Source organism: Planococcus salinus (assembly GCF_003719725.1).
GTDB lineage: Bacteria > Bacillota > Bacilli > Bacillales_A > Planococcaceae > Planococcus > Planococcus salinus.
Genome location: NZ_RIAX01000012.1, coordinates 1 through 14,096, shown reverse-complemented (window position 1 = coordinate 14,096; position 14,096 = coordinate 1). Strand labels below are relative to the sequence as shown.

Annotated in this window: 13 protein-coding genes; 3 read left to right on the top strand and 10 right to left on the bottom strand. The window is 47.8% G+C overall.

Going from position 1 to position 14,096, the window contains the following annotated elements; translation table 11 throughout:
- Positions 1 to 20 precede the first annotated feature (20 nt).
- A complete protein-coding gene (locus tag EEX84_RS13795) occupies positions 21 to 2,090 on the bottom strand; it encodes a heavy metal translocating P-type ATPase (protein ID WP_123166233.1) in 2,070 nt (689 codons plus the stop codon).
- Positions 2,068 to 2,439 carry an ArsR/SmtB family transcription factor gene (locus EEX84_RS13790; RefSeq protein ID WP_123166283.1) on the bottom strand — a complete coding sequence of 124 codons (372 nt, stop codon included), beginning with the start codon at positions 2,437 to 2,439 and terminating at the stop codon, positions 2,068 to 2,070. The genes EEX84_RS13795 and EEX84_RS13790 overlap by 23 nt, the downstream gene beginning before the upstream one ends.
- A 198-nt stretch (positions 2,440 to 2,637) precedes the next feature.
- Here EEX84_RS13790 and EEX84_RS13785 point away from each other — a divergent pair, with 198 nt between their 5' ends.
- Together EEX84_RS13785 and EEX84_RS13780 are read left to right on the top strand one after the other, a co-directional pair.
- Positions 2,638 to 3,057 carry a universal stress protein gene (locus tag EEX84_RS13785; RefSeq protein WP_123166232.1) on the top strand — a complete coding sequence of 140 codons (420 nt, stop codon included), beginning with the start codon at positions 2,638 to 2,640 and terminating at the stop codon, positions 3,055 to 3,057.
- Positions 3,058 to 3,121: 64 nt separating this feature from the next.
- Positions 3,122 to 4,111: a DmpA family aminopeptidase gene (locus EEX84_RS13780; RefSeq protein WP_123166282.1), complete on the top strand. Its 990-nt coding sequence runs from the start codon at positions 3,122 to 3,124 to the stop codon at positions 4,109 to 4,111.
- A gap of 64 nt (positions 4,112 to 4,175) precedes the next feature.
- Here EEX84_RS13780 and EEX84_RS13775 read toward each other — a convergent pair whose 3' ends face one another.
- The 5 genes from EEX84_RS13775 to murB all read right to left on the bottom strand — a co-directional run bounded on the left by EEX84_RS13775 (position 4,176) and on the right by murB (position 10,008).
- Positions 4,176 to 4,508, bottom strand: coding sequence for a fluoride efflux transporter FluC (locus EEX84_RS13775; protein ID WP_123166231.1), 333 nt, complete (start codon positions 4,506 to 4,508; stop codon positions 4,176 to 4,178).
- Positions 4,505 to 4,849 carry a fluoride efflux transporter FluC gene (locus tag EEX84_RS13770; protein ID WP_240034000.1) on the bottom strand — a complete coding sequence of 115 codons (345 nt, stop codon included), beginning with the start codon at positions 4,847 to 4,849 and terminating at the stop codon, positions 4,505 to 4,507. The genes EEX84_RS13775 and EEX84_RS13770 overlap by 4 nt, the downstream gene beginning before the upstream one ends.
- 46 nt (positions 4,850 to 4,895) lie before the next feature.
- A complete protein-coding gene (locus EEX84_RS13765) occupies positions 4,896 to 7,262 on the bottom strand; it encodes a penicillin acylase family protein (protein ID WP_123166229.1) in 2,367 nt (788 codons plus the stop codon).
- A gap of 92 nt (positions 7,263 to 7,354) precedes the next feature.
- Positions 7,355 to 8,836, bottom strand: coding sequence for a potassium/proton antiporter (locus EEX84_RS13760; RefSeq protein ID WP_275669737.1), 1,482 nt, complete (start codon positions 8,834 to 8,836; stop codon positions 7,355 to 7,357).
- Between the two features lie 254 nt (positions 8,837 to 9,090).
- On the bottom strand, positions 9,091 to 10,008 hold the full coding sequence (murB, locus tag EEX84_RS13755; RefSeq protein ID WP_123166228.1) for a UDP-N-acetylmuramate dehydrogenase: 918 nt from the start codon (positions 10,006 to 10,008) through the stop codon (positions 9,091 to 9,093).
- A 199-nt stretch (positions 10,009 to 10,207) separates the two neighbouring features.
- Here murB and EEX84_RS13750 point away from each other — a divergent pair, with 199 nt between their 5' ends.
- Positions 10,208 to 10,729, top strand: a complete 522-nt coding sequence (locus EEX84_RS13750) for a YceI family protein (RefSeq protein ID WP_123166227.1) — start codon at positions 10,208 to 10,210, stop codon at positions 10,727 to 10,729.
- 165 nt (positions 10,730 to 10,894) lie between these two features.
- On the opposite strand, the gene EEX84_RS13745 is transcribed toward EEX84_RS13750, so the two are convergent.
- The 3 genes from EEX84_RS13745 to EEX84_RS13735 form a co-directional block, all read right to left on the bottom strand.
- Positions 10,895 to 12,445, bottom strand: a complete 1,551-nt coding sequence (locus EEX84_RS13745) for an FAD-dependent oxidoreductase (protein ID WP_123166226.1) — start codon at positions 12,443 to 12,445, stop codon at positions 10,895 to 10,897.
- 110 nt (positions 12,446 to 12,555) lie between these two features.
- On the bottom strand, positions 12,556 to 13,185 hold the full coding sequence (locus EEX84_RS13740) for an FMN-dependent NADH-azoreductase (protein WP_123166225.1): 630 nt from the start codon (positions 13,183 to 13,185) through the stop codon (positions 12,556 to 12,558).
- A gap of 105 nt (positions 13,186 to 13,290) precedes the next feature.
- The gene (locus tag EEX84_RS13735) at positions 13,291 to 13,998 is read right to left on the bottom strand and encodes a DsbA family oxidoreductase (protein WP_123166224.1); all 708 of its coding nucleotides are present in this window, start codon (positions 13,996 to 13,998) and stop codon (positions 13,291 to 13,293) included.
- Positions 13,999 to 14,096: the final 98 nt, after the last annotated feature.

Here is a 14,096-nt window from a genome sequence, read left to right as displayed (position 1 = left end):
AATAATCCCCCAAGCCTTGCCTACTTCTGAATCTTTACAAGCCGAAGGGCATTCAAGATGACCAGCAGTGTAGCTCCCATATCTGCAAAAATCGCAATCCATAATGTCAGCCATCCCGGAATAATCAGAAGCAAAGCGATAATTTTAAGCCCTAAAGCAAAAATGATATTTTCCTTTATTATACGCAAAGTTTTTCGGCTTAGTCGAATGGTATAGGGAAGTTTCTCCAAATCATCGGCCATCAGCGCAATATCCGCTGTCTCCAGTGCCGCGTCTGTACCGGCACCACCCATGGCGATTCCGACAGTGGCAGTAGCCAGAGCCGGTGCGTCGTTCACGCCATCGCCCACCATGGCAACACGGCCATATTTTTGCTGCAGTTCTTTGATGGCTGTCAATTTATCTTCCGGCATCAGCCCAGCACGTACATCGCTTAATCCGATTTCGGCAGCGATGGCGTTGGCTGTCACCGGATGATCGCCCGTCAGCATGATGGTTTCTTTAATGCCCATGCCTTTCAGTTTCTCAAGGATGGTTTGGCTTTCATGGCGGACAGGGTCTGCAACCGCGATGCCGCCGATCAATTCCATTTCTGAAAAGACCGCCATCACCGATTTACCCTCGTGCTGCAATTTCTCATAACGTTCCGGAATCGCCAGCCTGTGCTCTCTGGCCCATTCCAGGCTGCCGACGGCAATGTGCATGCCATTGACTTGCGCCATAGCCCCTTTGCCTGTGATCGATTGGAAGTTTCCATGCCTGTATACGCTTGGAGACTGTTTGGTAATCGCTCTTGCCAATGGGTGCTGAGACATGGTTTCGACAGAAGCAGCGAGTTTCACCACGTCTTTTTCTTCGTATCCTTTTTCTGCAAAAACATCCGTCATTTCCGGATACCCTTTGGTCAAAGTACCGGTCTTATCAAACGCCAACGCATTGATCCGTCCCGTTTCCTCCAGATGGATGCCGCCTTTGATCAGAACCCCTTGTCTCGCTGCATTGCCGATGGCTGTAACAATTGCAACTGGCGTGGATATGACCAGTGCACACGGGCAGCCGACCACCAGTACAGCCAACCCCTGGTAAATCCACAACTGCCAATCTCCAGTCAGATAGCCGGGGACGAGAGCGACAAAAAATGCGATGGCAATAATGGCTGGTGTGTAGTATTTCGCAAAGCGGTCGACGAACTTCTGAGAAGGCGCTTTTTCAGCCTGCGCTTCTTCCACCAGGTGAATAATTTTAGCGATCGTCGTATCTTCCGCATGTTTGGTGACCGTGACTTCCAGGGCTCCTTCTTCGTTGAGCGTGCCGGCGAACACTTCATCTCCCGGCTGCTTGTAAGCCGGAATCGATTCACCGGTAATGGTGGCTTGATTGACGGAAGAAGTGCCGCTTGCCACTGTTCCGTCCATGGCAATTTTCTGCCCTGGTTTAACAATCAGCACATCACCGATTCGAATTTCTTCTGTATCCATTTCGAGCAGTTCCCCTTGCCGCTGTACCAAGGCACGTGCAGGGGCGAGATCCATCAAGCTGCGGATCGACTGCCTTGCCTTGCTCATCGAAAAATCCTCCAGCGCTTCACTGATGGCGAATAAAAACACCACAACGGCTCCTTCACGCCATTCCCCGATTATCACTGCCCCGATAATGGCAATGGTCATCAAGGTTTTCATATCAAACTGGAACTTTGACAGGTTCTGAAGTCCGGTCCAGAACATATGATAGCCTCCGACCAGCATCGAAGTCCCAAACAACCCAATGGACCACGCACTTGTTTCAGTGGTTTGAAATGAGACGATGATTCCAGCAACGAGCAACAGGAAGGAAATCACCGTTTCGATGGTTTGCCGCTTTTTGTAGAAAGGGATGTGCTGCACTTTTTCTTTTTCGGGATAGACACGGATATGGTCAAAAGCACCTGCCTTTTCCAATTCCTCAATTGAAACATTGCCATCGACGGTCAATTTGGATGCTCCGAAATTCAGATTGACTTGTTTGATGGCAGGCAAGTCCCGGACATTTTTTTCGAACTTCGCCGCACAGCTCGTACACGACAGATTTTCAAGACGATAGGTCTTTTGCATTTGGCTCACCTTCTTTCGCGTGTTCGTGAGCAATCGTCACCAATTGGTGAACATGGTCATCAGCCAACGAATAATACACCTGCTTCCCTTTTCTGACGGAACTGGTAAGTCCCCGGTCTTTCAGATAGCGTAAATGGTGGGAAGCAGTCGCGGTAGAAGAGCCTATGACAGCTGCAACATCACAGACACACATCTCTTTTTCGATCGTTAACGCGTAAGCGATATTCAGCCTGGTATCATCTGCCAAAGCCTTGAAAAGCGATGCCACTGCCCTCAGGTCCGGCATAAAGCGGATGACATTCTCCACGGCTTCAGGATGGATTTGGGTCACTTCACATACATCTTTCATCACTTTACCTTCTTTCATTCAAACTTCCATTTGATTGTTTTCTTCAGTATAACGGTGTTTGTTTGAATAGTCAAACAACGGTTTGAATGTTCTCTATGATCAGGTTTTCTGATGAAACGTTCAACTTCAACAAAAGGATTTAAGTTCAGCATTGGAGAATATATCATACTAAACCGAAGGAAATGGAGGGGTGTGGACATGTATCAAAAAATACTGGTGGCAGCGGATGGATCCGAACATTCAAAGCGGGCTGCCCAGGAAGCGATCAAACTAGCCAAAGGCCATCCGGAAATGGCTGTCACTCTTTTATATGTCGTCGATTACGATAAGGCACGGAACGAGATCCTAAAAAGCCAACACACTCCTGATGACGCGACTGAACGGAAGAAAAACCTATCGCCACTGGAAGAACTGTTCCGGTCCGCCGGCATCAATTGTGAAACCACCATTCTGCAGGGAACTCCCGGCCCCACAATCGTCCGCCACGCCAATGAAACCGGATACGATCTTGTATTCATCGGCAGCCGCGGCTTGAACGCCTTCCAGGAAATGGTGCTCGGCAGCGTCAGCCACAAAGTGGCCAAACGCGTCCAGGCTCCGGTGGTCATCGTGAAATGAACCGGCGGGTGAGCAGATGGATATTTTTTTGGTACAATAACAAGAAAAAGAAACGGTGATTTTATTGAAAAAAGGAAAATTGAATGCCATTACCGATGTTACCGGAGTTCAAGTCGGCCATGTGACGCTGGAGCAAAAACTGTCGGAAAAAGAAGCGGTCTGCACCGGCGTGACGGCCATTCTGCCCCACGAAGGTAATTGCTTCGAACAAAAAGTTCCTGCAGCCAGTTTTGTGTTAAATGGCTTCGGCAAGACAGTGGGACTGATCCAAATGGAAGAACTCGGCTTGTTGGAATCCCCCATCATGCTGACCAATACATTCAGCGTCGCATCGGTGCTGCAGGGCACGCTGAACTGGATGCTGGCGGAAAATCCGGCAATCGGCGATTCCACCAGCTCACTCAATATCGTGGTGGGCGAATGCAACGACAGCTATCTGAATTCGATGCGCCTGATGGCCGTAAAACCGGAGCACGCAGAGCAAGCCATTCAAAATGCCGGAACTGATTTTGCGCAAGGCGCAGTCGGCGCGGGGAAAGGGATGATTTGCTACGGAGTCAAAGGCGGCATCGGTTCGGCCTCTCGGATCGTCGAAAAAGAGGGCTTGTCCTATACGGCTGGCGTGCTGGTGTTGACCAATTTCGGCCGCAAAGAAGAACTGGCTATTGCCAATTGGAAGAAGGACGACGATGCGCCTGAAAAACCGGACGGCTCGGTTATAATCATTGTCGCCACTGACGCCCCCGTCAACAGCCGGCAATTGAAACGGTTGGCAAAACGCGCGGCTATCGGGCTGGGAAGAACCGGCAGCCATGTCCATAACGGCAGTGGCGACATCATCATCGCGTTCTCCAATGCAGTGACCTTTCCGCACAAAGTGCAACATGCCTTCACCCAGGAACAAGTGCTGCGCGATGACCATGAGCTGATGAACGAATTGTTCCAGGCAGTCATCGAAGCCACGGAGGAAGCGGTTTACCAATCCCTGCTCCATGCCGAGACCACAGAAGGACGGCTGGGACGGGTAATTGAAAAAGGAGAATTCAATCATTGAACAGCAGGAAATAACCAGAAAAAGAAAAAGGAATGTCCCTGGCACTTTCGGGACATTCCTTTTTCTATCCGGCTACAGTGTAAGCCAGACTGAACAACACAATTCCGCTGATTAAATTAGCGGCCAGATATACCAGTGCACTCTTCCATTTGCCTTCTTCCAGATCTTTGACTGCATCGAGCGCCATTGTCGAAAAAGTCGTGAACGCCCCTAAAAAGCCGGTAACCCAGAAAAGGGAAAGCAGTCCACTGGCGACAAAAGCACCCAGCAAGAAAGAACCGAGGCTATTGACGAACCACGTCGCTGCTTTTGGATGGCGTGAACGGCTTTCGGCCAGAAGGTAGCAGAAATATCGGCATACGGCTCCCACAAAACCTCCAAGGGCAACTGCCATCATTCCATTCTCCCCTTTCTTCCTGTCCAGACGCCACAAGCAGCGGCGACAACAGAGCAAAGTGTCATAAGAATACCGAATGCAATACCTGATACAACCGAATTCTCCAAGAGATGGAACCAATCGCTTGAAAAAGCAGAGAACGTTGTGAACGAGCCAAGAAAACCTGTCGACAGAAACAGCCGAAGTTCTGCAGACTTGTCATGAAGCCGGATGGCGGCAACACCGATAAGAAAACTGCCCAAGAGATTGACCACCCAAAGTTCCCATCCGCTTGGGATGACTGCGTAAATCCAGGCTCTCAGGAGCGTGCCGGCCATACCGCCTGCTCCCACCGCTAACATACGCTTCACACAAATCGCCTCACATCGTTTTTGTCCATATTATATCTTAATCCGCATTCAGGATTAAAGAAGATCCTTCTATTGCAGAATCGATTGGCGTTTCATGAAAGTTCCCTTCCGCCCAATCGTCCACCTGATTGTGAAAGTAATCCGATTTTACATGGCCGCTGAGACCGGGGCCGACAATATGATAAGCGCTCGATAAATCGCTCAAATCAGCGACAAAACGCCAGGAGGCGCCGTGATTGACATTGCCTTCTGCATTAAAAGCGGCTGCCTGTACGGTAATATTCGAACCGCCGACAGGCAGCGGTTCAGGATTCAGAAACTGGGCGAATATCGGTGAAGCTCCCCCGAGCGGATGCGGGAATGTCAATTGGTGATAATCTCCCCACTCCCAGCTTTTGAAGTCATCGCCGAAGTCTTGTTCAATCTCACGGAGGCTCGTATCCAGAGCGTCTGAGAGCCACTTTCCAACTCCACCATATTCCGATACCCAAACCCCTTCATGGCCGCCAAATGCCTGGCGCATCATTTCATCGGTAATATGATTTTTCCCAGGCAACAGCTTATAGACGTCTTTCGGAAAATCATCTGCTAAAATGGTTTTCGGCAACTGCTTCATCCATTTATGGAAAACGAGCGGTGCAGCCTGATCCGGGCTATCAACCTGGTCCCACTCCATCAGCATATCCAGTACTTCTTCGTGCTGATCGGTTTCTTTCCTTACTGCATTCACCATATTTTCCAGAAACTCACGTGCGTATAAATTTTGCTGATCCATCTGCAATGCCATCATGTCTTCTTTGGTCAAGTTATCCGAAGCTTCCAGCACTTCAGCAATTCGCTGGTACCGGTACGGCTGAGCCCAGAAATCAGTGATATGGTATTCATAGGAATCATCGACCACTTCGTTGTTTGCTGTAGCGATAAAACCTTCTTCGGGGTTTACCAATGTCGGCAATTCATCAAACGGCACATATCCCTCCCAGCCATATTCAGCGGAATCCCCTGGCACCGGCAACTGCCCGTCCCCCCATTTCCGGATCGGAATCCGTCCGTTGGCTTTGTAAGCAATCGTGCCATCTGTCGAAGCAAAGACAAAGTTTTGAGCCGGAGCCTGGAAGTCTTCCAGCGCCGCCTCGAACTCATCCCAGTTGCCGGCTTTGTTGAATTTCAACACAGCCTGCAGTTCAAGCGTCGGCTCCAATGCTGTCCATTGCATCGAGAACAGCGCTTCAGGATCTTCCTCTTCATAAATAACATTGGAGATGATCGGACCGTGGCGTGTCACCACTACTTCGAAAGGCTCCGCCTCTTGTCCTTTTATGGCAATCGGCTCATCCCTCACTTCCGCCTGCTCCCATTCCCCTTCATACAGAAATTGCGTGGGATCGACAGGGTTCGGCGTTTCAATATACAAATCCTGGACATCCGGCCCGACATTCGTCACGCCCCAGGCAATGTCTTCGTTATGGCCAAGGATGATGCCCGGAATGCCGGCAAAAATGACGCCGCTGACGTTCTGTTCGGGAGACTTTAAATGCATCTGGTACCAGATTGAAGGAGTGCTGAGTCCAAGATGCGGATCGTCTGCCAACAGTGGCAGCCCGCTTGCGGTTTTATCTCCCGCCACCACCCAGTTATTGCTGCCGTTGAATTCAGGCGGCAGCAGTGAAGCGTCGAACCTTCCGGCCACTGCCACTTGCTGATTTTTATTCTCTTCGATAATGGAAGGTGCATGGTCAGGATAATCAATGAACAATTCTTTCGCCTTATCTTCCGGGAATTCGTTTAACGCAAAATGCCGGATGGCTAACGTCGACCAATTCCCGCCGAGGTCGTAAGCCATGAATTTGCCGATTGCCAGCGAATCAATTGGCGTCCAGGGTTCCGGTTCGTATCCAAGAAGGGCAAATTCGTAACTTAAGGATCTATTTTCTTTTGCCTCCTGCAGGTAAGCATTGACCCCTTCTGCAAACCATTCGAGAACCCGTTTTGTTTCTTCATCGTAGCCTTCCCATGATTTCTCCGCCGCATCTCTCAAGCTGAACGTACGAAAGAATTTATCTGTGTTCACTGCATCGGCACCCACCGCTTCTGCCAGACGGCCACTGGCTTGCCTGCGGGACAAATCCATTTGAAACATTCGATCCTGGGCCTGCACATACCCTTGTGCACGGTACAGGTCGGCATCCGAGTCTGCCGCAATATGCGGTACACCAATCTCGCTTCGGATAACTGTCACGTCGGCATCCAACACTTCAAGATCAATTTCCCCCGATGTAACCGGAACAGATTTTCCGATGTAACCGTTTACAAAAATCAAAGCACCTATGACAATGATGGCCATTATTCCAAAAGTCCCGAGCAGCAGCTTTGGCCATTTTCTTTTCCGAACCTCTTTTTTCATATAATTCCCCCTTTTCCCCTCCTTTTTGATTCGACCGGGAAATGGGAAATCCCTTCCACTTCCATAAGAAAAGCCCGCGATTTTTTCGCGGGCTAATCCAAAATATCTTCTTCGCCAAAAACCATTTTCACTTTGGATACTTGCTTTTTTTCGGTCAGGACATACAGCACATCGCCCACTCGCAGTTTTGTCGTCCCTGTCGGCATGACCAGTCTGCCGGAGCGAATAATTGCGCTGATCAACGTTTGCTTTGGCAATCCGATTGTTTGGACAAACTGTCCGGCAAACGGCGATTTTTCCGATAATACAACTTCCAGCATCTCAGCATTCGCCCTGTCCATGGAGACAAGTTCAAGCGAGTGAATCCGTTTTGGGGACGGCCGCCCATTCAGCGACAACTTTTCCGCCATAAAAGGAATGGTGGAGCCCTGCAGCAAAGCAGAAGTCAGGACGATAAAGAACACAAAATTAAAAAACAGAAAACTGTTCTCGAGACCGGCAAGCATCGGGAAAGTTGCCAATACGATCGGCACCGCCCCTCTCAGGCCCGCCCAGGAGATAAACAGCTTTTCCTTTATGGAATAATTGAAAAAAGCCGCCGAAATAAAGACCGCAATCGGCCGGGCAATAAAAATCAGGACCAGCGATAATACAAGGCCTTTCCAGATCAACTCCCATTCCACCAGTTGACTTGGGAATACCAGCAATCCGAGCAACATAAACATGACAATCTGCATGAGCCAGGCAAATCCTTCGTGAAAACTGATGATTGAATGGCTGTGAGTCAATTCACGGGTACCGATCACCAACGCTGCCAGATAAACAGCAAGCAATCCGCTGCCTCCCAGAATGGCCGTGGAGCTGTAAATGAAGATGGCAAACCCTGCAGCTAATACTGCGTACAGGCCCGAAGCATCCAACTTGATGCGATTGATGGTCCAGGAAGCGACATATCCTAAAACGACCCCGAAAATCGCACCAAGCCCCATCTGCAATAGAAAACTGCCGAACATCGTCCAGCCGGAAGAATCGGGTATCATGATCAATTGAATAAATGCGATCGTTAAAAACATAGCCATCGGATCGTTCGTTCCGGATTCCGCTTCCAGTGTGGAAGAGATTTTCGCTTTGATGTTCTGCCCGGCCAATACGGAAAAAACCGCCGCCGCGTCAGTCGAACCAACAATTGAGCCAAGGAGAAACGCTTCCAGCCAGCCGATATCGAGGATATAATAAGCAACCACTGCGACGACTGTGGTCGTAATCAATACACCTAAAGTCGCCAGTACCACGGATGCTCCCAGGACTGGGCGAATATTCTTCCACTGCGTCTGCAAACCACCTTCAAACAAAATGATGATCAAAGCGACAACTCCGACCATCTGCGCTATTTCTGCATTGGAAAAATAAATCAGACCAGAAATGTCACTGCCGAGGATCATACCAATAATTAAAAAGAGAACAAGAGAAGGAACACCGGCACGTGCTGAGATTCGAGTCATCAACACGCCGAGTAAGAGGAAAAGACCGCCAAGCAGGATAATGCCGTTAATTGAGAAATCTATGAATAACAACTCCTTTTGCGCTTTTATACAAGTCGAACCCGAAAAATCAGCTTTAAACACCGTTCTAAACGTAGTCCGTCCAGTCCGCGGATGCGTCAACGCTAAGAAACACGCCAAATCATAAGCGGTTATCTATACTTTACTGTTACGCGGGAAATCAGCAGATGAAGGTGAGCAGTTCAACTTCTGTATAAGATAATTATAGCATAATATCTTTCAATTAAAAAAAGCGGCACTCCTCTTCAAAGAGCGCCGCATTCAGGTTACAGTAAGTCTTCTCCCACAATTTTCACTTCAAGTTCTAAATCGATGCCGAATTTTTCGTTTACCGCCCGCTTCACCATTTCGATGGTTTGGATATAATCTTGAGCGGTCGCATTGTTTTTGTTGACAATAAAACCGGCGTGTTTGGTCGATACTTCCGCACCTCCATATCCTTTACCCTGTAAACCACTTTCCTGGATCAGTTTTCCGGCAAAATTCCCTGGCGGCCGTTTAAAAACACTGCCTGCAGAAGGAAATTCAAGCGGCTGCTTTGATTCCCGTTGAAACGTCAACTCGTCCATCTTGGCATCGATTGTCGTTTGGTTGCCCAGCTCCAATTCAAATTCGGCTGACAGCACATAATAGCCTTTTTTGGTAATCACACTTTTTCGGTAGCCGAGCTCCAGTTCTTCTTTAGTCAATACGAGCTTCTCACCATTTCGTGTCAATACAGTCGCTCTGCGGATGACGTCTTTGACCTCTCCGCCATATGCCCCCGCATTCATGGCCATCGCTCCACCCACAGACCCTGGAATTCCACAGGCGAATTCAAACCCGGTCAGGCAATGAGAAGCGGCAATTTTCGAAACGTCTTTAATGTTCGCTCCGCCCTGCGCTGTTACCGTTAAGCCGTCGACTTCCACCGAACGCAGGCTCTTCAAATTCAAAACTATGCCTCTTACCCCTCCATCACGGACTACCATATTGGAGCCATTTCCAAGAAGCAGCAAAGGAATATTGTTGTCATAAGCATATTTTACTGTATAAGCAGTTTCATCGTCAGTTGTCGGTGTTACAAAAACATCAGCCGGCCCACCCATTTCCGTCAGCGTATGAAGGTGTAGCGGTTCATCGATTTTCACATGATCATCAAGTAAAAAACGACGAAGGTCTGTTGTCCATCTTTCTTTCGTCATTTAAAGCAAATCCCTTCTAAACTTTTACCTTCTAATAGTATCCGATGTTCTTCCCTGTTTGACAAGCAAAATCGATGGGATTCATGCAAAAGACAAATTTTAATCTCGAATTCGAGAATTATTAATTAAATACTATTGACTTCGAGATAGATATTCGTTATATTGATGTCAGCACATAATCTTTAGGAGGAATTTCATTATGAAAAAATGGACAGTTGACGCAACACATTCGGAAATCGGATTCTCAGTAAAGCACATGATGATTTCAAAAGTTAAAGGCAGTTTTGGTTCGTATGAAGCAACCGTTGAAGCAAATGAAGAAGACCTGCAAGGAGCGTTGATCGACTTTAAAATTGATGTAAACAGCATCAATACAAACAATGAAGACCGCGACAACCATTTGCGTTCAGCTGATTTCTTTGATGCAGAAAATCACCCTCACATCACTTTTAAAGCAAATGATATCGTCAAAAAAGGCGAAGAGTATGAGTTGACTGGCGACCTTACCATGAAAGGCGTTACACGCCCGGCAACTTTTGAAGTTGAATACGGCGGAAAAGGCACGAACCCGTGGGGTGTTGAAGTTGTAGCGTTCAGCGGAGAAGGAAAAGTAAACCGGAAAGATTTTGGCCTGACGTGGAACCAGGCGTTGGAAACCGGCGGTGTCATGGTCGGCGAAGACATTAAAATCACGCTTGAGCTAGAAGCGAACCCGGCTTAAGTTCGAAAAGCAGGTTAAAAAAGCCATTTGCGCATACGCACTGCCCCGAATCGGAGCAGTTCAATACGCGAATGGCTTTTTCTTTGGGAATTTCAGGTTTATTTGCGACTAACCATTCAAACGAAAAAGCAGTACGGAGTCAATTCCCGTACTGCTTTTTCGCGTTCATTTTTCTTCGATTCGCTTGAGCGGTTTTACAGCCGGACCTTCCAGCACTTCTCCAGTATAAGAAAAACGGGAGCCGTGGCATGGGCAGTCCCATGATTTTTCTGCATCGTTCCAGCCCACTTCACAGCCCATGTGTGTACAGGTGGTACTGACAATATGCACCTGACCATATTGGTCCTTGTATCCACCGGCTCTTTTACCGTTCACTTTCACATGAGCCCCTTCATCTTTCGCCAATTGATCCACTGTTTTTGAAGGACGCTTGAGCTTTCCTTTGAGCAGCTCTTTCGCCACAGATGCATTGTCTTTCACAAAACTTGCGGCATCGACCGCCTTCATTTTCGGACGAGTTGGATCAAAAATTTTGGCATAAGGGTTTTCGTTGCCCTGAACCTGATCAGCCAGCATCACACCGGCGATTGCGCCGTTCGACATCCCCCATTTATGGAAACCTGTTGCGACCAGAATGTTATCGTAACCTGCAGTGATTGTTCCCACGTACGGAACTTGATCGAGTGTCGTCATGTCCTGCGCCGACCAGCGATACGGAATTTCCCGGATGCCGAAATGCTGCTCCCCAAATTGTTCGAGGTTTCGGTAATGTTCCATTGTCGGTGTTTTGCTTTGTCCTGTCGTATGGCCATCGCCTCCGATAATCAGCAGTTTCTCCCCGTCATCAGTCATCACGTACCGCAAAGAACGTTTTGGCATTTCCGCGCTCAGATACATTTCATTGGGCACTTCTCCGTTTATTTTCGCTGCAATGGCATAAGAACGGTTAATCGACAGTCTGGAAAAATACATGCCATCATCGTCATTGAACGGATAATGAGTGGCCACAATTACCTTATCACAGGACAGGTGGGACAGATTTTCGGTCTGGATGACCGGGTCTTTTTTCTTCAACACTTTCACAGCGCGTGTCTGTTCATAAATTGTGCCGCCAAGACGCTCAATTTCCTGTACCAGCGCTGCCAGGAATTTCAGAGGATGGAACTGTGCCTGATTTCGCATGACAATTGCTTCCTTAACGGGAAACGGCAGTTCAACTTCATCCTTTGCCAGCCCGCCGTCAATTCCCAACTTTTCATACGCTTCCGCTTCTTTTTCAATCAGCTTGGTCCCAAGCAGCGACTCAGCGTAAACAAACGCTTTCTGAGGCGTCAGATCGCAATCGATATTGAGCTCTTTGGCCGTTTCTTCAATAAATCTTTTCCCGGCCATATTGGCTTCATAATACAACTTTGCGTTTTCTTCCCCAATGGTTTTAATCAATGGAAAATAGAACAATCCGTGTTGCGCAGTTATTTTGGCAGTGGTGTAGCCCGTCACGCCATCAAGCAATTTACCGGCATCCAGCAACGTCACTTTCCTGCCCGCTTTTGCCAGCAAATAGGCACTGATGACGCCGACAATTCCGCCTCCAACGATGCCTATTTCAGTCGACTCATTCCCCTGCAAAGGCGAATAACTGGGAATTTCCTTGTAATCTCTCCAATAAGACTTTGAAGATTCCGGAATACGGCTTGTATTTTCATTCTGCGACATAGTGTTCCTCCTATAATCGTTTTACTGATTATTTACCCTCCCTTGACTGTTTTAATCCATAGAAAAAAACCGCAGGCAATAAATCGCCTGCGGTTTTTTCCTTCTATATATTAGGCGTTTACAGTTTGCAACGCCCGTGCTTTTTCTTCTACACGCTTCATGCCTTCAGCAATGATTTCCTCTGCACGGTCAGGATACATATTATGTCCTTCGATGATGACTTCTTCAATGTTTTCAATGCCGAAGAAATTCATAATCTGGCGGATGTAATTAACGCTCATTTCACCTGGAGCCGTCTCCGGAGTCGAATAAACACCGCCGCGTGCATTCAGGATCAGCACTTTCTTCTCAGGAACCAGTCCAACTGGGCCTTCTTCTGTATATTTAAACGTCACACCTGCACGGTAAATATAATCGATGAACGTCTGCAGTGGAGCCGGAATGGTTTTGTTCCATAACGGGAAGGCGAATACTACAAGATCTGCTTCCAAAAATGCATCCATTGCTTTGTTGGCAGCTGTCAAAATGCGCTGCTCCAATTCGTTCAATTCTTCTGCCTGAGCAGACTTTTGCATGGCGTCGAAAAAGTCCTGGCCAAAATACGGCATATCTTCCTTAAAGACATCAAATGTCTTTACGCTCATGTCAGAACCGATGCTCTCCATAAAGACTTCGTACATTTTGCTGGATACGCCTTCTGATGCAGGGCGGTTATTGGCTTTTACTACTAAAACGTTCATTTCGTTGAAAACTCCCTTTACTTTATAATTATTATCTCGAATCAAAGACATCTTCATATTAATAGAAAACTGCTCTTGCTTCAACTAATCTGCTTGTCGACCTTTTCAACCGTCACAGGAATCTCCAGTACAGTAAGTGGTCTCTTTTTTCCCCATAGGCTTCAAGGCAGGACGGATGCCCTCCTCTTCCGCAATCTGTTCAAGAGCTTCCACAAAAGATTCCACTGGCTGTGCTCCGGAAATTGCGTACTTTCGGTTCACCACAAAAAACGGCACACCCTGGACACCAATTTGTCCAGCTTCTGAAATATCCGTCTCCACGTCCTCTGTAAACTGGTCAGAAGACAAGACTCGCTGGGCTTCTTCCCGCGGCAGGCCCGAGATTTCCGCAATGTCCAATAACACTTCTGTATTGCCCACATTGCGGGCTTCAATAAAGTAGCCGTGCAATAAATTCTCTGTCATTTCTGCGTCTTTCCCCAGTGATTCTGCCCACTTCACTAAGCGATGAGCAGCCAATGTATTGGCCTGGACCATATTGTCAAAGTCATATTCCAAGCCAACCGTGCGCGCATGCTGTGCGACACCTTTCGTCATCTCTTTTGCCTGTTCCACCGTTTGTCCCATCTTTTTTGCCAAAGACTCATAAGTGGATATAGTGGAATCCAAAGGCGCAGCAGGATCCAGCTGATACGCTTTGAAAGAAACATCCGCCTGGCTTTCGAATCCCGTTTTCTTTAAAGCTATTTCAAGTGTGCGCTTGCCTATGTAACAAAACGGACACACATAATCTGACCAAACTTCAATTTTCATTTTATCCACCTCTTTTTTATTACTATAGCAACCAAAGATATGCTCCTCAATTTTTTTGCTTATAAGAAAAGCGGAAGTGCCCGGGTAGCTCTGACAGG